The sequence below is a fragment of the Corynebacterium lemuris genome (genome assembly GCF_024919295.1).
Lineage (GTDB): Bacteria > Actinomycetota > Actinomycetes > Mycobacteriales > Mycobacteriaceae > Corynebacterium > Corynebacterium lemuris.
In genome coordinates, this window is sequence record NZ_JANWTC010000003.1 from 44575 (window position 1) to 68774 (window position 24200).

Here is a 24200-nt window from a genome sequence, read left to right on the forward strand (position 1 = left end):
CCGGATCATAGCCCGGCAGCGGGTGGCATGTCCGGGATTCCGGGCTTGCTTGACCTGTTCGAGATCAGGGTTTCGAACCAGGTGGGGGAAAGGAACCCTAAACCTCCCCGCCGTCCTCCACGAGGCTCTCCAGCCAGCCGGTGACCGACCCCACCACGCCGTCGGCGTCGAGGCCGACCTCGGCGAGCAGCTCCGAACGGGAGGAGTGCATCGGGAAGGCGGAGGGGAAGCCGAGTCGGCGCACGGGGGTGTCCACCTCGGCTGCGGAGAGGACCTCTGCGATCAGCGAGCCCACGCCACCGCGGATCACGCCGTCCTCGAGGACGACGACCAGGTCGTGGTCGTCCGCCAGACCGATGAGCGAGGCTGCGACGGGAGCGATCCAGCGGGGGTCCACGACGGTGATGTTGAGGCCGAGGGCCTCGAGGTGGGGCGCCGCCTCCAGGGCGAGGTCGGTGAAGGATCCGACGGCGATGAGGAGGACGTCGAGAAGCGAGGAGTCGGCGTCGGAGTAGTGGAGGATGTCCACACCGTCCTCCAGGCGCATGAGCTCCACATGCTCGGTGGGCAGGGCACCCTTGGGGTAGCGGACGACGGTGGGCCCGTCCGTGGTGTCGAGGGCCTCGTTGAACAGCTCGCGCAGCTGGGCGCCGTCACGCGGGGCGGCGATACGGATGCCGGGGACGATGCTGGTCAGAGCCATATCCCAGACACCGTTGTGGCTGGCGCCGTCCGGCCCGGTGACGCCGGAACGGTCGAGGACGAAGGTGACGGGCAGGTCCAGCAGCGCCACGTCCATGAGCAGCTGGTCGAAGGCCCGGTTGAGGAAGGTGGAGTAGATCGCCACGACCGGGTGCATGCCGGCCAGGGCGAGACCGGCCGCCGAGGTGACCGCATGCTGCTCGGCGATACCCACGTCGAAGAAACGCTCGGGGAACTGCTCCGCGAAGGAGGACAGGCCGGTGGGGCCGGCCATGGCGGCGGTGATGGCGACGATGTCATCGCGTTCCTCGGCCGCTGACAGGATCGAGGAGGTGAACACGCTGGTCCAGTCAGGCTGGGACTTGGACAGGGCGGCACCGGTGAGGGGGTCGATGACACCGGTGGCGTGCATCTGGTCGGCGACGTCGTTGACCGCCGGGGCATAGCCGTGCCCCTTCTCGGTGACGGCGTGGACGATGATCGGTCCCTGATAGTTCTTCGCGTAGGTCAGCGCGTGGAGCAGGGACTTCAGGTCGTGGCCCTTGACCGGGCCGACGTATTTCATGCCGAGCTCGGGGAACATCTCGGTGGGGATGACCTGTGACTTCACGCCTTCCTTGAAGGCGGCCAGCGCGTCGAAGGTGCGCTCCCCCACCCAGCCCATGGCCTTGAGTGTCTTCTTGCCGTGCTCCATGAGCTCGTCGTAGGAGCGTTCCATGCGCAGGCGGGCGAGGTTGTCGGCGAAACCGCCGATGGTCGGCGAATAGGAGCGGCCGTTGTCGTTGACGACGATGACCACGTTGCGGTCCTGGCCGGAGGCGATGTTGTTCAGGGCCTCCCAGCACATGCCGCCGGTGAGCGCACCGTCACCGACCACGGCGATGACGGTGTTGTCCCCGCGGCCGGAGAGCTGCAGTCCCTTGGCCAGGCCGTCGGCGTAGGACAGCGCGGCGGAGGCGTGGGAGGATTCGGTCCAGTCGTGCTCGGATTCGCCGCGGGCGGTGTATCCGGAGATGCCGCCCTTCTGGCGCAGGGTGTCGAACTTACCGGCGCGCCCGGTGAGGATCTTGTGCACATAGCTCTGGTGCGAGGTGTCGAAGATGATCGGATCTTCGGGTGAGTCGAAGATCTGGTGCAGGGCGATGGTCAGTTCCACGACACCGAGGTTGGGGCCGAGGTGGCCGCCGGTGGCGGAGACCTTCTGCACGAGCAGCTGGCGGATCTCCTCGGCGAGTTCCTCGAGCTGTTCCACCTCGAGGGCCTTGAGGTCGGCGGGTGACGACAGTCCACTGAGAATGCCCATTGTTGTCTGCGCGTCTCCTTCAACCTCGGTTCGAACGGTCCCGCTCATCTTACCTGCCTGCCCCAGTGCCGCTGATTCGACCGTGTCACCCGCGGGTGAGTTCGCCGATGACCTCGAAATGGTGGGTGCCGGGGAAGGCGTTGACCACGGCCAGACGTTCGAGGCGGTAGCCGTTCTCCCCCCAGGCGGCGGCGTCGCGGGAGAAGGTCGCAGGGTCGCAGCCGACATGGATGACCCGCTCCGGCTGCTGCTTCGCGATACCCGCGACCACCTCATCGCCCGCACCCGTGCGCGGCGGGTCCAGAACGACGACGCGCGGGGCGGGCAGCGTGTCCAGGGCCTTCTCGACGCGGTCGTTGTGCACCTCGAGGCCGTAGGGGGCCAGGGTGTCCTGGCTCAGGGCGGCGGCTGCCGGAGAGTAGTCCACCGAGTGGACCGTGGCGCCCTCGCCCAGGGAATCGGCGAGCGCGGGGACGAACAGCCCCACCCCGCCGTACAGGTCCCAGCCGGTGAGGTTCTCCGCCGGTGCCAGGTCAGCCAGCCAACCGCGGATCAGGCCGGTGTAGGCGTCGGGGGCCTGGACGTGGGCCTGCCAGAAGGCGGTGGCCGGGAAGTGGAAGGTGTGTCCGTCGGCCTGCTCGGTGACGGTGCCCGTGCCCTCGAGGACGTCGGTGACCTTCTCCACGCGGCGTCCGCGCGGGGCCCGGCGGGTCTCCACGACGTGACGCGCACCGGTCGAGTCGAGGACGGCGACGACCTCCGCGCCCGGGGTGAAGGTGCGGGCGCCGGGGCCGACGAGGCCGTCGAGAAGCTCGGGTACGACCTGGGTGCAGGGGGTGAGCACCAGGTCACGGGAGGCGTGCGCGCGGAAACCGGCGCGGCCCTGCTCATCGACACCCAGCCGCACCCGCGTGCGCCAACCGCGCACCGGCCGCAGTTCGATCAGCTCAGGCGTGGGGGCGTCCGCGACGCGGCCGAGACGGCTGAGCTGGCCCAGCAGGATCTCCGCCTTGATCCCCGTCTCCTGCGCCGGATCGAGGTCACCGAAATCGCAGCAGCCGGCCCCCGCGGCGGCCGCCGGGCAGGCCTGTTCCACACGGAGCGGGCCCGGGGTGGTCACCTGCGTGAGCTCGGCGCGGGCGAAACGCTTCTTCACCTGGGTGACGGTGGCCGCCACGACATCCCCCGGATAGGCGCCGCGGACGAAGACGACACGGCCGTCGAGCTCCCCGATGCCCTCCCCGCCATGGGCCATCCGGGTGATGGTCAGTTCCCGGGTCTGGTCCCGCTCGAGTTCAGTCACGGTGGAGGCTCCTTGTGTTCTGGGATGTGAGGAAGTGACGATACCCGCCTGCGGCTGTCCAGCGGGAATCCGGGACCTATTTCTCAGTGGTCTCCGGGCCCGAACCGTCCGCGAGATCACGCAGGGCCTGCGAGGTGTCGTCGATCGCCTGCTCCTCCTCAGGGCTGGCGGCCTCCGCCCGGCTGATGTTCTGTGCCCGCTGCTCCATGGCCTGCTGCACCTGGGCCACCAGCTCCTTCGGCAGGATGACAGGCAGGGAATTGCCGGCGAGCACGGGGTTGTCACCGCGGTAGACGAAGGTGCGGGCGGTGATCTCCCGGGCGATGTCACGCATGTCCCCGGCCTTGTCGTGCGGGGCGGTGGTGGTCATCCGCAGCATCCAGCGCGGACCCTCCACGCCGATGACCCGGATGATGCCGTTCTCACCTTGGCCGATGATCTCCGGACCCCAGGGCCCCTGCTCGATATCGGTCTCAAGCCCGTCACCGATCATGCCCTGGGTGATCTGCTCGGTCGATTCGGCCCACTGGCCGGCGGAGGTGGGAGCGGCGAAGGCCACCGGGGTGAGCCGGCCGAACTCGGTGACGATGTGGATCATGCGGGGGCCGGTCTCCCCCATCTCCACCTGCACCTGGGAGTTGCGCGGCAGGGCGATGCGCATGGAACCCAGGTCGAGCACGCCCTGGGCGAAATCGGAGAAGTCGAAACCGGCGATGTCCACGGAATCGCCGTCGAAGGGACCGGTGTCACCGTCGACGGCATCGTGGCGGGGCACCTCGACAGTCGCCGGCACCTCGGGGGGCGCGTCATTGTAGGTGGAGACCGGCTCGCTGTCCGGAGCCTCCGTCGGCTGGTCGTCCTTCTTCTTCCCGAATGGCCACAATGCCATGCCCTCACCGTCTCCTTCAGTCGTGTTTGGGCCCACTGTACCGGCGGTCAGGAGACACCGGTGGAACCGTGGCCCCCTGCCCCACGGACGGTTTCACCGAGCTCCTCAACCTCCTCGAAATCGACGAGCTCGACCCGCTGGATGACCAGCTGGGCGATGCGCATGCCACGGGTGATCTCGATCGGGCTGTGGGGGTCGAGGTTGATCAGACAGACCTTGATCTCCCCCCGGTAGTCGGCGTCGACGGTGCCGGGGGCGTTGACGATGCTCAGGCCCTGCTTCGCCGCCAGGCCGGAACGCGGATGGATGAGGCCGACGGTCCCCAGGGGCAGGGCCAGGGCCACGCCGGTGCCGACGAGGCGGCGCTCCCCCGGCGTGAGGGTGAGGTCCTCGGCGGAGCAGAGGTCGGCGCCGGCGTCCCCGCGGTGGGCACGGTTGGGCAGGGGCAGGTCCTTGTCGAGGCGCTTGACGCGCACAGGGCTGAATTCACTCAAGTAGGTCACGTCATGCAAATCTACCCATGCGATAGAGTGTTCAATCGTGAGTGACACCGGTTCTGCTGATTCTGCCTCTTCCCCCCGAACGCTCTACCGCGAGCGGCAGTGGGTGCCGCTCTACTGGTGGTTCCTGGCGGCTTTCCTCGTTCTGCTGACCTCCATGCAGCTCTATCTCAACCGCGACATCTGGTGGTTCATCGTCCCCCTGGTCGTGCTCTCCACGGTGGCGGTCTGGGTGCTGCTGAGCTGGTCGTCGACGGTGCTGACCGTCGAGGAGGATCCGGACGGGACGCGCTGGCTGTCGGTGAAGTCGGCCAACCTGCCGCACACCGTGGTCTCCCGCTCCCTGGCGGTGCCCTCCACCGCGAAGCGTAACGCGATGGGCCGGCAGCTGGACCCGGCGGCCTTCGTCGTCTCGCACGGCTGGGTGCCGGAGATGGTGATGCTGGTGCTCGACGACCCGGCGGACCCCACCCCCTACTGGCTGGTGAGCACGCGCAACCCGGAGGCCCTCCTCGAGGCCTACCTCCCGGAGCAGGCGGAGACCGCCCTGTCGCACTACCGGTAGCACCAGGAGCCGGCAGAAAGAACAGACCGCCCCCAGGAAATTCCTAAAGGGGCGGTTCTCTTTGCCCGGGCAGCCTAGGCGCAGTCCAGGCAGATCTCGGAACCGTCCGATTCGGTGTGGGACATGCGGTTGCGACGCTGCACCAGGAAGCACTCGGCGCAGGTGAACTCGTCCTCCCGCTTGGGTACGACGGTGACGTTGAGCTCCTCACCCGACAGGTCAACTGCCGGGAGGTCGAAGGGCTCGACGATCTCGCCGTCGTCATCAATACCCGGGTTCTGCCCCTCGGCGGCCTTGAGGCCCTCCAGGGAATCGGTTTCCAGCTCGTCCTCAACCCGGCGGCGCGGTGCGTCGTAATCGGTGGCCATTGCTCATACATCCTTAACCTGTAGATCGGCCCTGCAGAAAGGGACGATGTGCGTAGTGTCGAGGCGCATATTAAGCCACAATTGTGTCCCTGTCATCCTCCCTGTTCACACGGGGGTTCCCGGCAGATTCAGCGGGTTGGACGCACCGACGGAATCCAGCAGTTCCGCCCACGCGCCCGCCAGGTTGCCCGCGGCAGCGGAGACCGGCTGTCCGGCGGCACCGGGCGTCGACAGGCCCGGGGTGTGCACCACGGCGCCGGCCTCCGCGGCGATGAGCGCACCTGCGGCAAAGTCCCAGCAGTGCAGGCCGTGTTCGTAGAAGGCGTCGACGGTGCCCTCCGCCACGCGGCAGAAGTCGAGCGCGGCGGCCCCCATGCGGCGGATGTCACGCACCCGGGGCAGCAGGCGGACGAGCAGCTCGGCCTGCTGGGCACGCCATTCCGAATCGTAGGAGAAGCCGGTGGCCACCAACGCGAGGGCGGGGTTGGCGGCCTTCGTGCAGCGCAGGGGGCGGGCCGCACCGTCCCGGATCACGGTCGCGCCGTGGCCGAGGGCCGCGGAGTAGACGTCCCCGCGAGGTACGTTGACCACCGCCCCGGCGATGACGTGGCCGTCGACGGCTGCGGCGATCGACACCGCGTACTCGGGTACCCCGTAGAGGAAGTTCACGGTGCCGTCGATAGGGTCGACCACCCAGGACACCCCGCTTGCCGACGCCCGCTCGCTCCCTTCCTCACCGATGACCCCGTCCTTCGGGCGCAGGGTGTTCAACCGGTCGACGATGAAGTCCTCGGCGAGGGTGTCCACCACCGTCACCGGATCCACCGCCGAGGATTTGGTGCTGGCGAACTGGCGGATGTCCCCGTGTCCGGACAGCTCCGCGCGCTTTTCCAGGATGCGTTCGGCCGCGGCGGTGGCAACGTCGACCGCGATGGAACGGAGCTCGAGAGGGTCGTGTGAAGTCATGCACCCATTGTGCCCGCAGTTTGTATGCTGGTCGCCATGGGCAACATCGGCTTCGGCATCGACATCGGCGGCTCGGGAATCAAGGGCGCGCGCGTGAACATGGACGACGGTGAATTCGTCGGCGAGCGGATCAAGATCCGCACCCCACAACCCGCCACCCCGGAGGCGGTGGCGCAGACGGTCGCGGAGATCGTGCGCACCGCGGAGTGGACCGCCCCCGTGGGCATCACACTGCCGTCTGTCATCCGCGGCCAGGTGGCCTACTCGGCAGCCAACATCGACCCGGCCTGGATCGGCACCGACGTCCGCGAACTCTTCGACCGTCACCTCGACGGGCGGGAGGTCAGCGTGCTCAACGACGCGGATGCCGCCGGCATCGCCGAGGTCGCCTTCGGTGATCCGCGGGCCCGGGAGGGCTCCGTCATGTTCCTCACCTTCGGCACCGGCATCGGATCCGCGCTGCTCACTGACGGGAAACTGTTCCCCAACACGGAGCTGGGGCACATGATGATCGGTCAGAAGGAGGCTGAGGACCGGGCGTCGTCCGCCGCCAAGGACCGGGACGGACTCAGCTACAAGAAGTGGGCGAAGCGCGTGAGCCGGGTGCTCAACGAGTACGAACGGCTGCTCAACCCGGGCGTGTTCATCGTGGGCGGGGGAATCTCCCGCGACCACGAGCGGTGGGTTCCGCTGCTGGATGTGGACACGCCGGTGTTCCCCGCCCGGTTGCGCAACCGCGCGGGCATTGTCGGGGCGGCCATGGCGGTGACCGCGCACCTGGCCCCCTGACGTCTCATCCGGATACGCATAAGCAGGGCTTGAGTGAACCGTCAAGGGTTAATTGCTCTATAATGGGCGGTCGATCGTGATGACGGTGAACACACCGCCATCACAGGTGTGGGTCGCGGGGCAGTTTCCCGTCTCCACATGGACCAGTAGGAAAGTCGAAAGGGCGTACGTGGCAGCCACGGATTCTTCAGGCAATGCAGCGACTGACAACGCGGAGACGACCGCTGCGTCGGCCGCCGACACTCCGGTGAAGAAGGCCGCCAAGAAGGTGGCCAAGAAGACGGCCCGCAAGGTCGCCAAGAAGACTGCGCGCAAGGTGGCGAAGAAGAGCACCGGAACGGCGGTCAAGAAGACCGCCAAGAAGGCTGTGCGCAAGACAGCCGCCAAGGCCACGACCAAGGTCGAGACCGAGGTTGAGGATCTTGAGGATGAGCTCGACGACGAGGAGCGCGAGCCCGAGGAGGTCGACTTCGACGAGGAGAACCTCGACGAGGACGACGAACTCGATGCCGACTCCGAGGAAGATGAGGAGGAAGAAGAGGAGAAGGAGGACGAAGGTGCCTCCGTCTGGGACGAGGACGAGTCCGCTGCCCTGCGCCAGGCGCGTAAGGATGCCGAACTCACCGCCTCCGCCGACTCCGTCCGCGCCTACCTCAAGCAGATCGGCAAGGTCGCACTGCTCAATGCGGAGCAGGAGGTTTCCCTGGCCAAGCGCATCGAGGCCGGTCTCTACGCCACCTACCGCATGGAGCAGATGGAGGAGGCCTTCGCCGCCGGTGACAAGGACGCGAAGCTGACGCCCGCCGTCAAGCGTGACCTGCGGGCCATCGCACGCGACGGGCGCAAAGCCAAGAACCACCTGCTGGAGGCCAACCTCCGCCTCGTGGTCTCCCTGGCCAAGCGTTACACCGGCCGCGGCATGGCCTTCCTGGACCTGATCCAGGAGGGCAACCTCGGACTGATCCGTGCCGTGGAGAAGTTCGACTACTCCAAGGGCTACAAGTTCTCCACCTACGCCACGTGGTGGATCCGCCAGGCCATCACCCGCGCCATGGCTGACCAGGCCCGCACCATCCGTATCCCGGTGCACATGGTGGAGGTCATCAACAAGCTGGGCCGTATCCAGCGTGAGCTCCTCCAGGATCTCGGCCGCGAGCCCACTCCGCTGGAGCTGGCCAAGGAGATGGACATCACCGAGGAGAAGGTCCTCGAGATCCAGCAGTACGCCCGTGAGCCGATCTCCCTGGACCAGACCATCGGTGATGAAGGTGATTCCCAGCTCGGTGACTTCATCGAGGACTCCGAGGCCGTCGTCGCCGTCGACGCCGTCTCCTTCACCCTCCTGCAGGATCAGCTGCAGGACGTCCTGCAGACGCTGTCTGAGCGTGAGGCGGGTGTGGTCCGTCTGCGCTTCGGCCTGACCGACGGCATGCCGCGCACCCTCGACGAGATCGGCCAGGTCTACGGGGTGACCCGTGAACGCATCCGTCAGATCGAGTCGAAGACGATGTCCAAGCTGCGTCATCCCTCGCGTTCGCAGGTGCTGCGCGACTACCTGGACTAGTCGCCCGACACTGTCTGTCTGCCGCGGGCGCACACCCCTCACCGGATGTGCGCCCGCGGTTTTTTCGTGCCCTCCTCCGACAGGATGCACAGGGAGCGCAAATTTGCACGAGGTGTGCACGTATCCATAGAGTAGGAGGGTCATATCCTCCCCCACCCCCTGAAAGGTCTGCCCACCCATGGCACGATTCCTCTACCGACTGGGCAGTTCCGCCTACCGCCGGTCCTGGCCCTTCCTCGCCTTCTGGTTGGTTCTGCTGATCGCCGTCGGGGCCCTGGCGGGCGCATTCGCCAAGTCGCCGTCGACCACCTTCACCATCCCCGGGCTCGACTCGGTGGTGACCATGGAGAAGATGCAGGAGCGCTTCCCCGGTGCCGAGGACGCCACCAACGCCCCCACCGGCAACATCGTCATCCAGGCGCCGGAGGGTGCGACGCTCACCGACCCGCAGGTGCAGGCGCAGGTCGACGAGATGCTCGCCGAGGTCCGTGGCGCCGGTGTACTCAGCGAACCGGAGACCATCGTCGATCCGGTCCTGGCCGCCCAGGGGGTCGCCGCCCAGATGACCCCGCAGCTGCAGGCGCAGGGTGTCCCGGAGCAGAAGATCGCCGCCGACGTGGCCGCGGTCAGCCCCCTGAGCCAGGATGAGACCACGGGCATCGTCAGCGTCCGCTTCGACTCCGCCTCCCTCATGGATATCCCCGCCGAGGACGTCACCGCCGTGACCGGGATCCTCGACCGCTACGACGAGGGGGATCTCACCGTCGTCTACAACGGCAACGCCTTCGGTGCCGCCTCCGGCGACATCGAGATGACCTCCGAGCTCATCGGTCTGGCCGTCGCCGCCCTCGTGCTGCTGATCACCTTCGGTTCCGTCGTGGCCGCCGGCATGCCCCTGGTCTCCGCCATCGTGGGCGTGGGCATCGGTATCCTGGGTATCCAGCTGACCACCGCAGTCAGTGACGACATCAACGAGATGACCCCGATCCTGGCCTCCATGATCGGTCTGGCGGTCGGCATCGACTATGCCCTGTTCATCGTCTCGCGTTTCCGGACCGAGCTGATCAAGGCCTCCGGTGCCAATGACGTCACCCCGAAGGAGCTGGCCCAGCGGCTGCGGGAGCTGGACAAGGAGACCCGCGCGCACGCCATGGGCATGGCCGTGGGCACCGCCGGTTCGGCGGTCATCTTCGCCGGTCTGACGGTCCTCATCGCCCTGTCGGCGCTGTCGATCATCAATATCCCCTTCCTCACCGCCATGGCGCTGGGCGCCGCCGCAACCGTGGCGCTCGCCGTGCTCATCGCCCTGTCCTTCCTGCCCGCCCTCATGGGTCTGCTGGGCACCCGGGCCTTCGCCGTCCGCTTCCCCGGGGTCAAGGCCCCGGACCCGGAGGACGACAACCCGACCATGGGTCTGCGCTGGGTGCGCCGCATCCGCAGGCGCCCGGTCGCCCACCTGATCGCCGGTGTCCTGCTGCTGGGTGTACTCGCCATCCCGGCCTCCTCCATGCGCCTGGCCATGCCCACCGACGGCTCCGCCACCCCGGGCACCCCGCCGCGCATCGCGCATGAGATCACCGCCGACGCCTTCGGACCGGGCCGTGACGCCCCCATGATCGCGCTCATCGACACCGCCGACCTCCCCGCCGAGGAGCGCCCCCTGGCGTTCGGGGCGGGCGTCGAGAAGTTCCTCGGTGTCGAGGGTGTGCGCAACGCCCAGGTCGTGGCCACCACGGAGGACTTCAGCGCCGCCCAGGTGCTGATCACCCCGGCGTACGGCGCCACCGACCCAGAGACCTCGCAGACACTGCAGGCACTGCGTGAGGCGGCCGTCGACTTCGAGGCGGAGACCGGCGCCACCTACGGCATCACCGGTGCCACCCCGATCTTCGACGACATCTCCGACCGCCTCGGCGATGTGCTCATCCCCTATATCGGCATCGTCCTGCTGCTGGCCTTCCTCGTCCTGCTGCTGGTCTTCCGTTCGATCTGGGTGCCGCTGATCGCCGCCCTCGGTTTCGGCCTGTCCGTCGCCGCGACCTTCGGCGTCACCGTGGCCATCTTCCAGGAGGGCTGGCTCGGCCTGATCTCTGATCCGCAGCCGCTGCTGAGCTTCCTGCCGATCATCCTCATCGGGCTCGTCTTCGGCCTGGCCATGGACTACCAGGTTTTCCTGGTCACCCGCATGCGCGAGGGCTGGACACACGGCAAGACCGCCGGCAACGCCACCGCCAACGGCTTCAAGCACGGCGCCCGCGTGGTCACCGCCGCCGCCCTGATCATGATCTCCGTGTTCGCGGCCTTCATGATGCAGGACATGGCCTTCATCAAGACCATGGGCTTCGCCCTGGCCGCGGCCGTGTTCTTCGATGCCTTCATCGTCCGCATGCTCATCATCCCGGCGACGATGTTCCTTCTCGACGAGCGCGCCTGGTGGCTGCCGCGCTGGCTGGACCGGATCCTGCCGAAGGTCGACGTCGAGGGCGAGGGCATCCGGGACCTGGAACCCGCCCGATAGACTCAGGCCATCATGTCCGGACTCCGAGAAACCAAGAAGGCCGCCACCCGCGCCCAGATCGCGCGGGCGGCGGCCCGTCTCGCCCTCGATCAGGGGGCGGAGGGGTTGACCGTGGCGGCCGTCTCCGAGGCAGCCGGGGTCTCCGCCCGTACCTTCCACAACTACTTCGCCGCCATGGACGAGGCACTGCGGGAATTCCTGGTCACCCGCGTCGCCGACCTCATCGGCCGGCTCCGTCAGGCACCGGCGGAGGCCACCTTATTCGAGGCGGTGGAGTGGGTGCTGATCACCGGGCTGTGGGAGACCGGGGACGACGACAACGCACTCGACTCCTTCGCGACGCTGTTCCGGCTCTCCGATGTGCTGCACACCCTCCAGGGGGCGGCAGCCTGGGGACAGCTGGATGAACAGCTGCGCCCCCTCTTCGAGAAGCTGGCCAACCGCACCTCCCACCTCTCCCCCTTCGAATCCCGGGTGGCGGTGAAGGTGGCGGTCACCATCGCCCAGACCGCCCTCGAGAGCTACTACGCCCTGCCCGCACCCCGCGATCCCGGAGAGGCCGAGCAGCTGATCCGCCGGGCCTTCGATATGGTGCGCCTGTCAGATCAGGGCAGTGCCGAACGGCCGTAGGCCAGGCGCCGGTGGACCCGTTCGACGGGCCCCGGCCAGCCCCGCAGGTCCCACACCAGCGTGGGAAACCAGACGCCCACCCCCAGTGCCATCTGCCCCGGGATCCCCGGCCCGGTGAGCATGCCGAAACCGGTGTTGAGACTGTCCAGCGGCACCTCCAACCCCGATGGCCGCCAACCCCCAGGGCAGGCCGAGACGCAGCACCACCAGCCCCGCGACCACCACCCAGGTGCGTAGCAGCGCGCGGCGGGCCCACACCAGGCCGAAGATCATCAGCGGCAGGAGCACGAGCACCGTCACGGGTTCGGCGACCAGGTTCCCGCCGCGGATGGCGAGGTTGGTGGCGATGTAACCGAGGTAGGTCTCCGCTTGCCCGACTGGAGCACGGCAACTACGGCCGTGAAGCTGAAGAAGCTGATGCTCAGGCCGAGAAGCAGCCAGGCGATGACCATGAGAACACGGTCGTACAGCGGAATCAGGGCGATCAGGAGCAGCGCGGTGACCGCGTACTGCGCGATAATGTCGCCGGAGAAGAGCAGGACCAGGTGCAGCACACTGATCACCCCGAGCAGGAGATAACGCCGCCACAGCAGCCGTTGCACCCACCGCCGGGGCAGACCGCGGCGCAGCAGACTCTGCGCGAGCAGGCCGATCCCGAAGCCGAGGAGCATGGTGAACATGGCGTGCAGGACCACCGCCAGGTTATCCACCCGGCTGCCCGGATCCCGGACTTCTCCGAAATCAGCGGCATAACCGGCCCCGCCGGAGATGATCCAACCGGTGGTGATGTTGGCCAGGGCGATGCCCGGCAGGGCCACACCCCGGGCGATGTCCGGCGCAAGATACCGCGTGGATAGCGCGGTGCTCATCGACGGCTAGTTCGCCCCACCGGACCACTCGTTGAGGGCGTCCTCGATGCACTGCTGCTGCGCGCCCGGATCTGTCAGCGTCACACAGTCGCCGATGCCTGACTCAGTGACCAGCATGCTCATGAGCACCCAGAAGACCACAGAGAGAAGGATGCCGATGATGGACATGACCAGACCGGCGACCGACATGCCGGTCCGGCGGGCCGGCCCGCTGAGGCTCCGACCCCGGACGATGGCGATCACGCCGAGGATCAGGCCGATGATGCCGGGGATGAAGGCGAAGGCGGTCAGGACGATACTGACGCCCATGAGCAGGGCGAGGATACCCACGCCCAGAGCCCACGGGGCGACGCGGTTGGGTGTCTCCGCCATCGCCCAGGTGGAGCCGGAGACAGGGCCGGAACCGTATCCCGGGGTGGAACCGTAGGCGGGTGGCTGCCCCGACGCCTGTTCCGGGTTGCCGGAGGGGTACTGGTAGGCGCCGAAATTGGGCTGCTGCGGGTCGTTCGGGTTGGTCATGGAGATGTCCCTCTCAGTGCCGGTGGGTCAGAGATCTTGCTCCCCACCACACTAACCGTCCCTGGCTCCCGAAGCTGCCCGGTTCGCCCGGAATCCGGGCAGAATGCGGGTAATCCCCGAGGACTCCCTGACCGGCTACCAGCGACGCAGATAGGCGATGCGGTCGCGCAGCTGCTCGGCGGTGCACAGCGCGGTGGGCGGCCCGCCGCAGGCGTTGCGCGCCTCGGTGTGGATCGCACCGTGTGGCCGACCGGTGCGTCCGGCAGTGATGGAGACGATGGCGTTGAGTTCCTTGCGCAGCTGTGGGATCTCATCACTGGCCACCCGCTCCGCGGCGGCCACATTGCCGGCCGAGCGGCGGGCCTCCGCATCGGCACGGGCGATCTCCTCCCGGCGGCGTTCCTGCTCATCGCGGGCGTCGAGCTGCTCCTCCTGCCGCTTGCGCAGCAGGGCCTTCATCTGGTCGGCGTCGAGAAGCCCGGGCAGGCCGAGGTAGTCGGCCTCCTCGTCGGAGCCGGCGAAGGTGGCGGTGCCGTAGGTGGAACCGTCGTAGATCAACGAATCGAGTTCCGCTTCAGCGCCGAGGGATTCGTAGGCGGGTTCCTCGTCCTGCTCGTTCTCCTCCCGGTTGGCCTCCGCGAGGGCCTCGTCATCCCAGCCCTGCTCGGGGCGGTCGGGCTTGCCCAGGACGTGGTCGCGCGAGGTCTCCAGCTTCTCGGCCAGCTCCAGCAGGACCGGCACGGAGGGCAGGAAGACCGAGGCCGTCTCCCCCGGCATGCGGGAACGCACGAAACGGCCGATGGCCTGCGCGAAGAACAGTGGTGTGGCCGCGGAGGTGGCGTAGACGCCGACGGCCAGACGCGGGACGTCCACACCCTCAGAGACCATGCGCACCGCGACCATCCACTCGTCGGTGGAGTTGGAGAACTCCTCGATGCGTTCCGAGGAGCCGGGCTCATCGGAGAGGATGACCGCCACGGGGGTCGAGGACATCTCCGTCAGGATCTTCGCGTAGGCGCGCGCGGTCTTCGTGTCCGTGGCGATGACCAGTCCGCCGGCGTCGGGCATGTTCCTGCGCAGCTGCTGCAGGCGGGTGTGGGCGGCCTGCAGCACAGCCGGGATCCAGTCACCCCGCGGGTCCAGGGCCGTCTTCCAGGCCCGTGCCGTCTGCTCGGCGTTGAGCGGTTCACCCAGGCGGGCGGCGTACTCCTCGCCGGCGGAGGTGCGCCAGCGGGCCTCTCCGGAATAGGCGAGGAAGACGACCGGACGCACAACACCGTCGGCGAGCGCATCCGAGTAGCCGTAGGTGTGGTCCGCCCGGGAGACGAGGTGCCCCTCGCCGTCCTCCTCGTAGCGCACGAAGGGGATCTGGGAATCATCCGAACGGAAGGGGGTGCCCGTCAGGGACAGGCGGTGCTCCGCATCGGAGTAGGCCTCCCGGATGCCGTCGCCCCAGCTCTTGGCGTCACCGCCGTGGTGGATCTCGTCGAGGACCACCAGGGAACGTTTCGCCGAGGTCACGGCATGATGCTTATAGGGGTGCATCGACACCTGGGCGTAGGTCACCACCACACCGTCGTAGGCGGGGTTGACCGCCGAGGCATTGGTGAAATACGGGTCCAGCGCCAGGCCCACGCGGGCGGCCGCCTGGGACCACTGGATCTTCAGGTGCTCGGTGGGCACGACGACGATGATCCGCTCGACCAGCCGCGTGGACTTCAGTTCCATCGCCACACGCAGCGCAAACGTGGTCTTGCCAGCTCCCGGGGTCGCCACCGCCAGGAAATCCTTCGGTTTGTGGAGCAGGAACTTCGTCAGCGCCGTCCGCTGCCAGGCGCGGAGCTGCCCCTTGCCGCCACCACTCACTTCTTACGCAGGCCCTTGTAGATCCGTTCGCAGTCGGGGCAGACCGGCGACCCCGGCTTGGCCTGCTTGGTCACGGGGAAGGTCTCACCGCACAGGGCGACAACCATGTTGCCGCTCACCGCGGAATCGACGATCTGGTTCTTCTTGACATAGTGGAAGAACTTCGGGGTGCCGTCGTCGAGGTCGGTGTCTTCCCTGATGTCTGGACGTTCGATGGTCTTCGTACTCGTTCTCACCTGACCCATCATGCCCCACTCTGCCCGGAAAAGGCACACAGGGCTATCTTGATAGCCATGGATCAGGACCGTTTCGACACAGTCGACGACCCCGGCGCCGGAGAAGGTGGGAAGGCGGGGCGCAGATTCCGGCTGACCAGACGTCGCGCGGAGCTGATCACCGACGCCCGCCGTTCCCCCGCCGAGGATCTGCGCCGCCGGGAGCGCATGTACTCGTGGTTGCAGGGCGCCCGGCTGCCCGCCCTGCTGATCAGTGCCGGCAGTTACATCTGGCTGGGTGACTGGCTCCTCTCCGGCCTGCTGTTCATCATCTCCGTGCCGTTGCCCTGGATCGCCGTGGTCATCGCCAACGGCAAGGGCGAGCCCCGCGACAAGCGCACCCGCTCGGTGTACAAACCGCAGGCCACCCGCGAGTACAACGCCCACCTGGCTGCAGAAGCCGCCCGGCACGCCGAACTGGAGGCCGGGGAACGTCCCTCGCTGCCGCCCGGCGAAGACGGGGAGGAGCACGAGGTGATCGACAACATGCCCGACGCCGCGCCTGACACTGAATCAGACCCCGATGAGAATCCGAAGGACGACAAGTGACCCGTACCCCCCTGTCCGCTCTCGCGCCGGAGCTCACGGCGCTGTTCCGTGCCGCAGGCTTCACCTCCGGTGGCGTCGCCGGACATCTCGGCCCCAGCTACACCGAGGCGATGCACCGCGGGGAACCTGCCGCGGTGCGCTACGCCACCTCCGACGGCTCGACCCTCTCCCGGCTGATCCGGGTGTTCATCCTGCGTGACCCGGTCCCGGCCACCGAACTGGCCGATCTGGTGGGTGCCACGCTGGCGACGCGTCTGCTGGATGCCGGTGCCGCCGTGGCCGACCATAACGGCACGGTGCAGATGGTCCTGGATATCCGGCCGCACGTGATCGTCGGGGACAACCGGTGGGTCTTCTCCGATGCTGACGCCGCCATGACGGAGCATGTCCCGGGCCCGGAGCATGTGCTGGGTGTGGGGGCGGCAAGTCTGTCGCTGCTGCAGTCCACTCCGGTGACACCGGTGGGTTCAGTGCTGGACCTGGGCACCGGTTCGGGTGTCCAGGCCCTCGGGCAGGTCGGTGTCGCGGAGTCCGTGACCGCGACTGATGTCCACCCGCGGGCACTGGATCTGGCGGAGGCCACCTTCGCCGGGGCAGGTGCACAGGTGGAGCTGCTGGAGGGGCCGTGGTTCGAGCCCGTTGCGGGGCGCCGTTTCGACCGGATCGTGGCCAACCCGCCCTTCGTCGTCGGCCTGCCTGAGGTCGGCCACGTCTACCGGGATTCAGGGCTGAACCTCGACGGGGCCTCTGAGCTGGTGGTCTCGCAGGCCCCGGAGCATCTGGCGGAGGGCGGTACCGCGCATCTGCTGGCTGCCTGGGTGCACACCCACACACAGTCCTGGGCGGCGCGGGTTGCCTCATGGCTGCCGGACCGCGGGGTGGCCGCGTGGATCATTGAGCGCGATGTGGCGGATCCGGCCCATTATGTGGGCACCTGGCTGCGCGACGAATCCCTCGACCCCCGCTCCCCCGGGGCCGACGCCCGCACCGGGTCGTGGCTGGCGCATTTCGCCGAGCACGGGGTGACCGGCATCGGCTTCGGTTTCGTGGCCATCCGCGAGATCGGTGACCAGCCCTCCGACATCATGGCCGAGGCCATGCCGCAGGCCTTCACTGATCCGCTGGGTCCGGAGATCGAGGAGTACTTCCTGCGCACCGCCTGGCTGCGGGAGCGCGACGCACAGGAACTTGCCGACGCCACCTTCCTCACCCGTCCCGGCCTGGCCCGGGAGAACATCGCCGTCGCCGACCTGGACGCCGGTGTCGGTTTCAGCCCGGCCACCCTGCGTCTGACGCGTACCGACGGCCCGCGCTGGTCCCACGAGGTGGACGAGCACCTGGCCGCCATCGTTGCGGGTCTGCACCCCCAGGGTCTCTCCCTGGCGGAGACGGCCGGGCTCTACGCCATGGCGAACGGACTCGATGAGGAGGAGCTGGTCCGGGCGGCCATCCCTGCAGTCGTCGACCTGGTCCGCCACGGTCTGGTGTTGCCGGCGGATCTGGCAGAGGTGGTCGCTTGAAGGCCGTCCTGACCCGGGTGAGCTCCGCCTCCGTGACGGTGGACGGGGAGGTCGTCGGCGCCATCGACTGCCCGGAGACCGGTGGTCTGCTCGCGCTGGTGGGTGTGGGCCGGGAGGACACACCCGATGCCTGGGAGACGATGGTGCGCAAGATCGCGGAGCTGCGCATTCTCGACGGGGAACGCGGCGTGGAGGAGGCCGGCGCCCCGGTCCTGCTGGTCAGCCAGTTCACCCTGCACGGGCGCACCGTCAAGGGTCGGCGCCCTAGCTGGTCGGATGCCGCTCCGGGGGAACAGGCGGAACCGGTGATCGCGAAGATCGCGGCGGGGCTGCGCGGGCGCGGGATCCATGTGGAGGAGGGTGTATTCGGGGCGATGATGCAGGTCGCCTCGGTCAACGAGGGACCTTTCACGGTGCTGGTGGAGTGCTGACCGGCTTCCTCGCGCGCGCGTGGGCCCCTTGAAAATTTTGTGGTCATGTCATATAATTGAAATATAATAATATCTTTTCGAGTACGGAGGAACACATGCCCAAGATCGCCGTCGTCACCAGCAGCGCCCGCCGTGGTCGCCAGAGCCTCAATGTGGCCAGGTGGGTGAAGGAGGAGGCTGACAGGCGGGGCGACGCAGACTACGAGATCATCAACATCTCCGAGCTCGAGCTGCCGGTCTGGGATGAGGCCACCCCGCCGGCGATGAAACGGTACGGGGAGAAGATCACGAAACGTTGGTCCACCACCATCGGCCGCTACGACGGTTTCGTGTTCATCGCCTCGGAGCGCCACCCCTCCATCCCGGGTGCCCTGAAGAACGCCCTGAACCACCTCTCCCCCGAGTTCCACGACAAGGCCGCCGGCTTCGTCTCCTACGGATCGGCCGGCGGCGCCGAAGCTGTCGAGCACCTGCGCGCCACCCTCTCCGGGATGCAGATGGCGTATGTCCACGAGCCAGTGGCCATGTCCCTGTTCACGGACTTCCGCAACGACGGCGACTTCGCCCCCACCCGTTCCTCCGGCAACAGGCTCCACGGAATGCTGGATGAGCTCCTGCCCCGGACCCGGGCCCTGGAGAGTGCCCGCGAGAAGGTCAGCGCCTGAGCCGGCCGGTGACAGCGCCCCTGCAACCGGAATTCCGGGAACGGGAACAAAATTGGACGTTGGAGCGTTGAACCTTTAAGACCAGCGATAATAGGAGGCCTCCTTATGACAAACCCTTCCCTGCAGGAATCAGGCATAGAGACCACCGACCGCGGCAGCCGACGAGGTCAGACCAATGACAACCCGTCGGCCGACCTGGTGCGTGTCTATCTCAACGGCATCGGCCGCACGGCCCTGCTGAACGCTGAGGAGGAGGTGGACCTCGCCCAGCGGATCGAGGTGGGGCTCTATGCCACCCACCTGCTCCAGCAGTCCGAGAGGCCGCTGACGCGTGCCATGAAACGCGACCTGAAGGTGCTGGCCAAGGACGGCAACAAGGCCCGCGCCCACCTGTTGGAGGCCAACCTGCGCCTCGTGGTCTCCCTGGCCAAGCGCTACACCGGCCGCGGCATGCCGCTGCTGGATCTGATCCAGGAGGGCAACCTCGGACTCATCCGCGCAATGGAGAAGTTCGACTACGCCAAGGGCTTCAAGTTCTCCACCTACGCCACATGGTGGATCCGTCAGGCCATCACCCGCGGCATGGCGGACCAGTCGCGCACCATCCGGCTGCCCGTCCACCTCGTGGAGCAGGTGAACAAGCTCTCACGCATCAAGCGGGAGCTCTACCAGCACCTGGGCCGCGAGGCGACGAATGAGGAACTGGCCGAGGAGTCCGGCATCGAGGAATCACGCATCGAGATGCTCCTGCGCCAGTCGCGTGATCCCGTGAGCCTGGACATGCCCGTCGGTGCTGACGAGGAAGCACCCCTGGGTGACTTCATTGAGGACGCCGAGGCCACCGATGCGGAATCGGCGGTCGTGGCCACCATGCGCCACTCCGACATCCGTGCGGTCCTGGGCACCCTCGAGGACCGCGAGCAGGACGTCATCCGTCTGCGTTACGGCCTGGACGACGGTGTTCCGCGCACCCTCGACCAGATCGGCCGCCGCTTCGGTCTGTCGCGTGAGCGTGTGCGCCAGATCGAGCGAGAGGTGATGAGCAAGCTGCGGGACGGCCACCGCGCCGAACGTCTACGGGAGTACGCTCTCTAGGACCCTGCCCCGTCGGGCCCTTCCGACACATCAGCCACACGCCACACCGCCCTCCCGCTGACCCGGGAGGGCAAATTTTTTCGGGTAAGCTACTACCTATCACCGGGACATACTGCAGAAAGGTTCTCCTAACGTGAGAGACTTGGTCGATACCACAGAGATGTATCTGCGGACCATCTACGAGCTCGAGGAAGAGGGAATTGTACCGCTGCGCGCCCGTATCGCAGAGCGACTCGAGCAGTCAGGCCCGACAGTCAGCCAGACGGTCGCCCGCATGGAGCGGGACAACCTCGTCATCGTCCGACCTGACCGCAGCCTCGAGATGACCCCGGAGGGCCGCGAGCTGGCCACCGCCGTCATGCGCAAGCACCGGCTCGCCGAACGTCTGCTCACCGACATCCTCGGCCTGGACATCCACCAGGTCCACGACGAGGCCTGCCGCTGGGAGCACGTGATGAGCGAGGCCGTTGAACAGCGCGTTGTCGCCGTACTGGAGGACGCCACCCGCTCCCCCTTCGGCAACCCGATCCCGGGTCTGGACGAGCTCGGTGTCCCCGCCACCACCCTCGACCACGGCATCCGCGCCGTGGACCTGCCCGAGGGCCGGCCGGTGGAGGCCCGGATCGTGCAGATCAACGAGATCCTGCAGGTGGACCTGCCGCAGTTCTCCGCCCTCCATGACGCCGGCATCATCGTCGGCACCACCGTCACCGTCACCAACAACAACGGCACCGTCACCCTCAGCACCGGGGCCGCTGAGGTGGAGATCCACCCTGACCTGGCCCATGCGATCCGCGTCGAGATGGTCTAGGCACTCACGATGAAACTTCTGGTCACCGGCGGAGCCGGATATGTGGGCAGCGTGTGTGCACAGGTACTCACGGAGGCCGGCCACGAGGTCGTGATCGTGGACAACTTCTCCACCGGTAACCCGGAGGCCGTCCCCGCCCGGGCCCGCCTGGTCGAGGGCGATGTCGGGGACGTGGCGGCCCAGGTGCTCGCCGAAGGGGGCTTTGACGGGGTCATCCACTTCGCCGCCCGCTCCCTGGTCGGTGAGTCCATGGAGAAGCCGGAGGAGTACTGGCAGCACAACGTGGTGACCACGTTGACGCTGCTGGACGCCATGCGTGAGCACGGGGTGGCCAACCTGGTCTTCTCCTCCACCGCGGCCACCTACGGCGAGCCGGAGCAGGTCCCCATCACCGAGGACATGCCCACCGCACCAACCAACCCCTACGGCGCGACGAAGCTGGCGATCGACCACGCCATCACCTCCTACGCACAGGCCCACGGTCTGGGGGCGACGAGTCTGCGCTACTTCAACGTGGCCGGGGCCTACGGTGCCATCGGCGAGAACCGGGAGATCGAGACCCATCTCATCCCCCTGGTCCTGCAGGTCGCGCTTGGTCACCGCGAGAAGATCTTCATGTTCGGTGATGACTGGCCCACCCCGGACGGCACCGCCGTGCGCGACTACATCCATATCCGCGACCTGGCCGACGCCCATGTCCTGGCCCTGGAGTCCAATGAACCGGGCACGCACCGGATCTACAACCTGGGCTCCGGCGACGGCTATTCAGTGAAGCAGGTGGTGGAGATGTGCCGAAAGGTCACCGGGCATCCCATCTCCGCCGAGGTGGCCCCGCGCCGCGCCGGCGATCCGGCGGTGCTCATCGCCTCCTCCGCGAAGATCGGGGAGGAGCTCGGGTGGAACCCCACCCGCACCGACCTGGAGACCATCGTCACCGACGCCTGGGCCTTCACCAGCCAGCTCGGCGAGAAGGCCTGGTCAGCGAAGAAACGCTGAGCAGGACAGGTCAACACCTCAGGCGGCCTCCACCCCCAGCTGCGGGGTGATGCCGTGTGCGGTGCGCACGATGACGGAACCCTGCCGGACCGCCGCCAGGAGTTCGTCGAAGGCGCCGGCGCGGCAGGCGTCGAGAAGCAGCCGCGTCAGTGAGTGCCGCGGATCCTCGGCCAGGACCGCGGACAGGGCCGGAATTGCACGCATGGAGAGCTTCAGCTCCAGGGCGCACAGGGCGTGGAGCGCGAGCGCATTGAAACGCACCGGTCCGCCGAAGGTGCGGGCGACGGCCAGCAGGAGGTCTGCCGCCGGGGAAGGCCGGCGCAGGACGTCTTCGACGACGATGTCGCGCATGGTGGCGTTGCCGAGCACCGCCCCCATGGTCAACAGGGTCTCCTCGTCCGCCATGAGTTCGGCGACGGTGAGGTCCTGCTCCTCAATCTCCGTGAGCAGGAGCGCGATATCGCCGGAGAGCGCCGCGAAGCTGCCCCACGTGCGCTCCTCCCCCTGTTCCAGCGCGCGCAGCAGTTCCCGGGAATAACGGTGGGCGAATTCGGTGAGCTGCTCGCATTCGGCCGGGTTGAAGGAGGGGTTGAAGCGGGCGAACTGCTCGAAGGTCTCCTCCCGGTTCAGGTCAGGGAGCAGGCCGTTGTCCAGCAGCGCCCCCATCGACTGGGCCTGGGCGACCGGGGCGATGACATCGTCGAGCCACGCCTCTGACCATCCCTCCCCGCCCGGCTCCGGGACCGGCCCGAAGGCCAGCTGCACGGGTTCACCGGTGAGGATCTCCCCGGCGATCCAGCAGGCGTGGATGTCCATGATCCCGGTGCGTACCATCGTCAGTAGCGTGTCCACGACCTCCCCCACCTCTTCCTCGTCCCGGTCGGTGACCACGAAGGCGAAGACCAGTTCCCCGCCGGATTCGTCAATGGTGCGGGCGATGTCGGGCAGGTGGCGCATGTCGTCGATGTCCAGCCGGATGACGGGGCCGAGCCGGAAGCGGCCGGCGGTGCCGGTGGAGTCGAAGGCGGCGAAGATGACGGAGTCGTGGGGGTAGAAGCCGAGGATGCCCGGCAGGTTGGCGGCCAATTGTCCTGGTGAGGTGAGCGCTGTCATGACTCCGACCATCCCGCACACCCGGCGCAGTCGCGAGCGTGCACCGCGCGGCGCGCACTCGTGCCTGTGAGTGGCCGGGGGTTGTCCACAGCCGCGCACGGTCCCGGTGGCGGTTCCCTGGAGGAACCGGAAAGATGGTGCGGTTAGACTGGTGGGAATGATCCGCACCGGCGACCGGGATTAATGTCCGGGTCGGCGGTGTTGCACAATGTGTTACCCGAATCTGTGAAGATCAGCGAAGGAGGATGGTGGGTATGCCGGACAATGAGCGCCGCATGTACGACCTTGAATACCCGGCCCCGGAGGTGGCCTCGGGCTCAACCGACGGGCCGACTCTCATCGTCGCCCTGCAGGGTTACGCGGATGCCGGACACGCGGTGGAATCCAGCGCCGACCACCTGCTGGCGGCACTCGACTCCCGCCCGGTGGCGTCCTTCAACAACGACGAGTTGATCGACTACCGCTCGCGCCGCCCTGCAGTGACCATGGACAACCACCGCATCACCGGAATGGAGCACATCAACCTGGGTATCCGGGTGCTGCGGGATACGGAGGGGCGTTCCTTCCTGTTGCTCTCCGGCCCGGAGCCGGATCTGCGGTGGGAGGCCTTCACCGAGGCGGTGGCCGACCTGGCGGAGAAATTCGGTGTGGAAAACACCATCTGTCTCTACTCCGCCCCGATGGCAGTGCCGCACACCCGTCCGCTGATGATCTCCGCGCACAGCAACACCGCCGCGCTGATCAACTCGATGTTCACCTATGACTCGAAGGTGGTGCTGCCGGGTTCGGCCTCCATGATGGTCGAGCGGGTGCTGCACAAACGCGGCAGCAACGTCGCCGGCTTCACCGCGCACGTACCGCACTACCTGGCCTCCTCCCCCTACCCGGCCGCCACCCACGAGCTCCTTGATGCCGTGGCGCGCGCCACCGGCCTCGCCTTCCCGCTGCGCGCTCTCGAGCACGACATGACGCGGGTCGCGGGTCAGCTGGCTGAGCAGGTCAACGACTCCGCCGAGATCCAGCAGGTGGTCCACCACCTGGAGAACCAGTACGACGAGGAGCTGGAGCGCTACCGCGCCAACCATCCGAAGGCGATGCTGCCCGGGGAGCACGACATGCCCTCCGGCGAGGAGATCGGCGAGGAGTTCGAGCGTTTCCTCGCGGCCCTGGACTCCACCGAGCAGGACAACGCCACCGAGGAGGTCGGTGGACCGCAGGAACTGCCGACGGAGGATGAGCAGGACGACGTCTACCCGGAGGATCTCCCGGACTCCGACTCCGCCGGCCATGAGGACGACCCCGAGGACATCCACCCGGAGGATCTCCCGGATGCCGAGGGCAAGGATCTCGACGACGACCAGTAAGCAGCAGGCTAGGGTGGGTAAGTGTGAATC

General features: G+C 67.6%; 25 protein-coding genes. 13 read left to right on the plus strand and 12 right to left on the minus strand.

Features of this window, described 5'->3' with window-relative positions; all coding sequences use genetic code 11:
• Positions 1 to 97: 97 nt before the first annotated feature.
• The 4 genes from dxs to dut all read right to left on the minus strand — a co-directional run bounded on the left by dxs (position 98) and on the right by dut (position 4691).
• The gene (dxs, locus tag NYP18_RS05505; protein ID WP_259427174.1) at positions 98 to 2005 is read right to left on the minus strand and encodes a 1-deoxy-D-xylulose-5-phosphate synthase; all 1908 of its coding nucleotides are present in this window, start codon (positions 2003 to 2005) and stop codon (positions 98 to 100) included.
• 85 nt (positions 2006 to 2090) lie between these two features.
• Positions 2091 to 3308 (minus strand): class I SAM-dependent RNA methyltransferase, encoded by a 1218-nt coding sequence (locus NYP18_RS05510; protein WP_259427175.1) that lies wholly within the window; start codon positions 3306 to 3308, stop codon positions 2091 to 2093.
• Positions 3309 to 3384: 76 nt separating this feature from the next.
• Positions 3385 to 4197, minus strand: a complete 813-nt coding sequence (locus NYP18_RS05515) for a DUF3710 domain-containing protein (RefSeq protein WP_259427176.1) — start codon at positions 4195 to 4197, stop codon at positions 3385 to 3387.
• Between the two features lie 47 nt (positions 4198 to 4244).
• Positions 4245 to 4691 (minus strand): dUTP diphosphatase, encoded by a 447-nt coding sequence (gene dut / locus NYP18_RS05520; protein WP_259427435.1) that lies wholly within the window; start codon positions 4689 to 4691, stop codon positions 4245 to 4247.
• A gap of 46 nt (positions 4692 to 4737) precedes the next feature.
• Here dut and NYP18_RS05525 point away from each other — a divergent pair, with 46 nt between their 5' ends.
• Entirely contained in the window at positions 4738 to 5262 is a 525-nt protein-coding gene (locus NYP18_RS05525; protein ID WP_259427177.1) for a DUF3093 domain-containing protein, read from the plus strand.
• 74 nt (positions 5263 to 5336) lie between these two features.
• Here the strand turns inward: NYP18_RS05525 and NYP18_RS05530 are convergent, their stop codons facing one another.
• Both NYP18_RS05530 and NYP18_RS05535 read right to left on the minus strand, forming a co-directional pair.
• Positions 5337 to 5630 carry a DUF4193 domain-containing protein gene (locus tag NYP18_RS05530; protein WP_259427178.1) on the minus strand — a complete coding sequence of 98 codons (294 nt, stop codon included), beginning with the start codon at positions 5628 to 5630 and terminating at the stop codon, positions 5337 to 5339.
• 105 nt (positions 5631 to 5735) lie between these two features.
• Entirely contained in the window at positions 5736 to 6596 is an 861-nt protein-coding gene (locus NYP18_RS05535) for an inositol monophosphatase family protein (protein ID WP_259427179.1), read from the minus strand.
• 36 nt (positions 6597 to 6632) lie between these two features.
• Between NYP18_RS05535 and ppgK the strand changes: the two genes are divergently transcribed.
• The 4 genes from ppgK (at position 6633) to NYP18_RS05555 (ending at position 12097) form a co-directional block, all read left to right on the plus strand.
• Positions 6633 to 7385: a polyphosphate--glucose phosphotransferase gene (gene ppgK / locus NYP18_RS05540; RefSeq protein WP_259427180.1), complete on the plus strand. Its 753-nt coding sequence runs from the start codon at positions 6633 to 6635 to the stop codon at positions 7383 to 7385.
• 79 nt (positions 7386 to 7464) lie between these two features.
• A complete protein-coding gene (locus NYP18_RS05545; RefSeq protein ID WP_439648063.1) occupies positions 7465 to 8949 on the plus strand; it encodes an RNA polymerase sigma factor in 1485 nt (494 codons plus the stop codon).
• A gap of 178 nt (positions 8950 to 9127) precedes the next feature.
• Entirely contained in the window at positions 9128 to 11467 is a 2340-nt protein-coding gene (locus tag NYP18_RS05550; RefSeq protein ID WP_259427182.1) for an MMPL family transporter, read from the plus strand.
• Between the two features lie 12 nt (positions 11468 to 11479).
• A complete protein-coding gene (locus tag NYP18_RS05555; protein WP_259427183.1) occupies positions 11480 to 12097 on the plus strand; it encodes a TetR/AcrR family transcriptional regulator in 618 nt (205 codons plus the stop codon).
• On the opposite strand, the gene NYP18_RS05560 is transcribed toward NYP18_RS05555, so the two are convergent.
• From NYP18_RS05560 to NYP18_RS05580, 5 genes are all read right to left on the minus strand, one after another.
• Positions 12073 to 12252 carry a hypothetical protein gene (locus NYP18_RS05560; RefSeq protein WP_259427184.1) on the minus strand — a complete coding sequence of 60 codons (180 nt, stop codon included), beginning with the start codon at positions 12250 to 12252 and terminating at the stop codon, positions 12073 to 12075. The two genes, NYP18_RS05555 and NYP18_RS05560, sit on opposite strands and share 25 nt — an antisense overlap.
• A 141-nt stretch (positions 12253 to 12393) precedes the next feature.
• The gene (locus NYP18_RS05565; RefSeq protein WP_259427185.1) at positions 12394 to 12966 is read right to left on the minus strand and encodes a DUF418 domain-containing protein; all 573 of its coding nucleotides are present in this window, start codon (positions 12964 to 12966) and stop codon (positions 12394 to 12396) included.
• Positions 12967 to 12972: 6 nt separating this feature from the next.
• Positions 12973 to 13485 (minus strand): DUF4190 domain-containing protein, encoded by a 513-nt coding sequence (locus NYP18_RS05570; RefSeq protein WP_259427186.1) that lies wholly within the window; start codon positions 13483 to 13485, stop codon positions 12973 to 12975.
• A gap of 135 nt (positions 13486 to 13620) precedes the next feature.
• A complete protein-coding gene (locus tag NYP18_RS05575) occupies positions 13621 to 15351 on the minus strand; it encodes a DEAD/DEAH box helicase (RefSeq protein WP_259427187.1) in 1731 nt (576 codons plus the stop codon).
• Complete coding sequence (locus NYP18_RS05580; RefSeq protein ID WP_206436413.1) at positions 15348 to 15587, minus strand: DUF3039 domain-containing protein; 240 nt, start codon at positions 15585 to 15587, stop codon at positions 15348 to 15350. The genes NYP18_RS05575 and NYP18_RS05580 overlap by 4 nt, the downstream gene beginning before the upstream one ends.
• 57 nt (positions 15588 to 15644) lie before the next feature.
• On the opposite strand from NYP18_RS05580, the gene NYP18_RS05585 reads away from it, so the two are divergent.
• The 7 genes from NYP18_RS05585 to galE all read left to right on the plus strand — a co-directional run bounded on the left by NYP18_RS05585 (position 15645) and on the right by galE (position 21693).
• Positions 15645 to 16175, plus strand: coding sequence for a DUF3099 domain-containing protein (locus NYP18_RS05585; protein ID WP_259427188.1), 531 nt, complete (start codon positions 15645 to 15647; stop codon positions 16173 to 16175).
• The gene (locus NYP18_RS05590) at positions 16172 to 17695 is read left to right on the plus strand and encodes a DUF7782 domain-containing protein (protein ID WP_259427189.1); all 1524 of its coding nucleotides are present in this window, start codon (positions 16172 to 16174) and stop codon (positions 17693 to 17695) included. The genes NYP18_RS05585 and NYP18_RS05590 overlap by 4 nt, the downstream gene beginning before the upstream one ends.
• On the plus strand, positions 17692 to 18126 hold the full coding sequence (gene dtd / locus NYP18_RS05595; protein ID WP_259427190.1) for a D-aminoacyl-tRNA deacylase: 435 nt from the start codon (positions 17692 to 17694) through the stop codon (positions 18124 to 18126). The genes NYP18_RS05590 and dtd overlap by 4 nt, the downstream gene beginning before the upstream one ends.
• 95 nt (positions 18127 to 18221) lie before the next feature.
• A complete protein-coding gene (locus NYP18_RS05600; RefSeq protein ID WP_259427191.1) occupies positions 18222 to 18791 on the plus strand; it encodes an NADPH-dependent FMN reductase in 570 nt (189 codons plus the stop codon).
• Positions 18792 to 18896: 105 nt separating this feature from the next.
• On the plus strand, positions 18897 to 19886 hold the full coding sequence (locus NYP18_RS05605) for a sigma-70 family RNA polymerase sigma factor (protein ID WP_259427192.1): 990 nt from the start codon (positions 18897 to 18899) through the stop codon (positions 19884 to 19886).
• A gap of 133 nt (positions 19887 to 20019) precedes the next feature.
• Positions 20020 to 20697, plus strand: coding sequence for a metal-dependent transcriptional regulator (locus tag NYP18_RS05610; protein ID WP_259427193.1), 678 nt, complete (start codon positions 20020 to 20022; stop codon positions 20695 to 20697).
• 9 nt (positions 20698 to 20706) lie between these two features.
• Complete coding sequence (gene galE, locus NYP18_RS05615; RefSeq protein ID WP_259427194.1) at positions 20707 to 21693, plus strand: UDP-glucose 4-epimerase GalE; 987 nt, start codon at positions 20707 to 20709, stop codon at positions 21691 to 21693.
• A gap of 18 nt (positions 21694 to 21711) precedes the next feature.
• On the opposite strand, the gene NYP18_RS05620 is transcribed toward galE, so the two are convergent.
• Positions 21712 to 22806 (minus strand): DUF4192 domain-containing protein, encoded by a 1095-nt coding sequence (locus NYP18_RS05620; RefSeq protein WP_259427195.1) that lies wholly within the window; start codon positions 22804 to 22806, stop codon positions 21712 to 21714.
• 254 nt (positions 22807 to 23060) lie between these two features.
• Between NYP18_RS05620 and NYP18_RS05625 the strand changes: the two genes are divergently transcribed.
• Positions 23061 to 24170, plus strand: a complete 1110-nt coding sequence (locus NYP18_RS05625) for a PAC2 family protein (protein ID WP_259427196.1) — start codon at positions 23061 to 23063, stop codon at positions 24168 to 24170.
• Positions 24171 to 24200 lie beyond the last annotated feature (30 nt).

Coding starts and splice junctions, on each gene's coding strand:
- dxs (WP_259427174.1), bottom strand. CDS start 2,005: ATGGGCATTCTCAGTGGACTGTCGTCACCCGCCGACCTCAAGGCCCTC.
- NYP18_RS05515 (WP_259427176.1), bottom strand. CDS start 4,197: ATGGCATTGTGGCCATTCGGGAAGAAGAAGGACGACCAGCCGACGGAG.
- NYP18_RS05530 (WP_259427178.1), bottom strand. CDS start 5,630: ATGGCCACCGATTACGACGCACCGCGCCGCCGGGTTGAGGACGAGCTG.
- NYP18_RS05535 (WP_259427179.1), bottom strand. CDS start 6,596: ATGACTTCACACGACCCTCTCGAGCTCCGTTCCATCGCGGTCGACGTT.
- ppgK (WP_259427180.1), top strand. CDS start 6,633: ATGGGCAACATCGGCTTCGGCATCGACATCGGCGGCTCGGGAATCAAG.
- NYP18_RS05545 (WP_439648063.1), top strand. CDS start 7,465: ATGACGGTGAACACACCGCCATCACAGGTGTGGGTCGCGGGGCAGTTT.
- NYP18_RS05550 (WP_259427182.1), top strand. CDS start 9,128: ATGGCACGATTCCTCTACCGACTGGGCAGTTCCGCCTACCGCCGGTCC.
- NYP18_RS05555 (WP_259427183.1), top strand. CDS start 11,480: ATGTCCGGACTCCGAGAAACCAAGAAGGCCGCCACCCGCGCCCAGATC.
- NYP18_RS05565 (WP_259427185.1), bottom strand. CDS start 12,966: ATGAGCACCGCGCTATCCACGCGGTATCTTGCGCCGGACATCGCCCGG.
- NYP18_RS05570 (WP_259427186.1), bottom strand. CDS start 13,485: ATGACCAACCCGAACGACCCGCAGCAGCCCAATTTCGGCGCCTACCAG.
- NYP18_RS05585 (WP_259427188.1), top strand. CDS start 15,645: ATGGATCAGGACCGTTTCGACACAGTCGACGACCCCGGCGCCGGAGAA.
- NYP18_RS05600 (WP_259427191.1), top strand. CDS start 18,222: ATGCCCAAGATCGCCGTCGTCACCAGCAGCGCCCGCCGTGGTCGCCAG.
- NYP18_RS05605 (WP_259427192.1), top strand. CDS start 18,897: ATGACAAACCCTTCCCTGCAGGAATCAGGCATAGAGACCACCGACCGC.
- galE (WP_259427194.1), top strand. CDS start 20,707: ATGAAACTTCTGGTCACCGGCGGAGCCGGATATGTGGGCAGCGTGTGT.
- NYP18_RS05620 (WP_259427195.1), bottom strand. CDS start 22,806: ATGACAGCGCTCACCTCACCAGGACAATTGGCCGCCAACCTGCCGGGC.
- NYP18_RS05625 (WP_259427196.1), top strand. CDS start 23,061: ATGCCGGACAATGAGCGCCGCATGTACGACCTTGAATACCCGGCCCCG.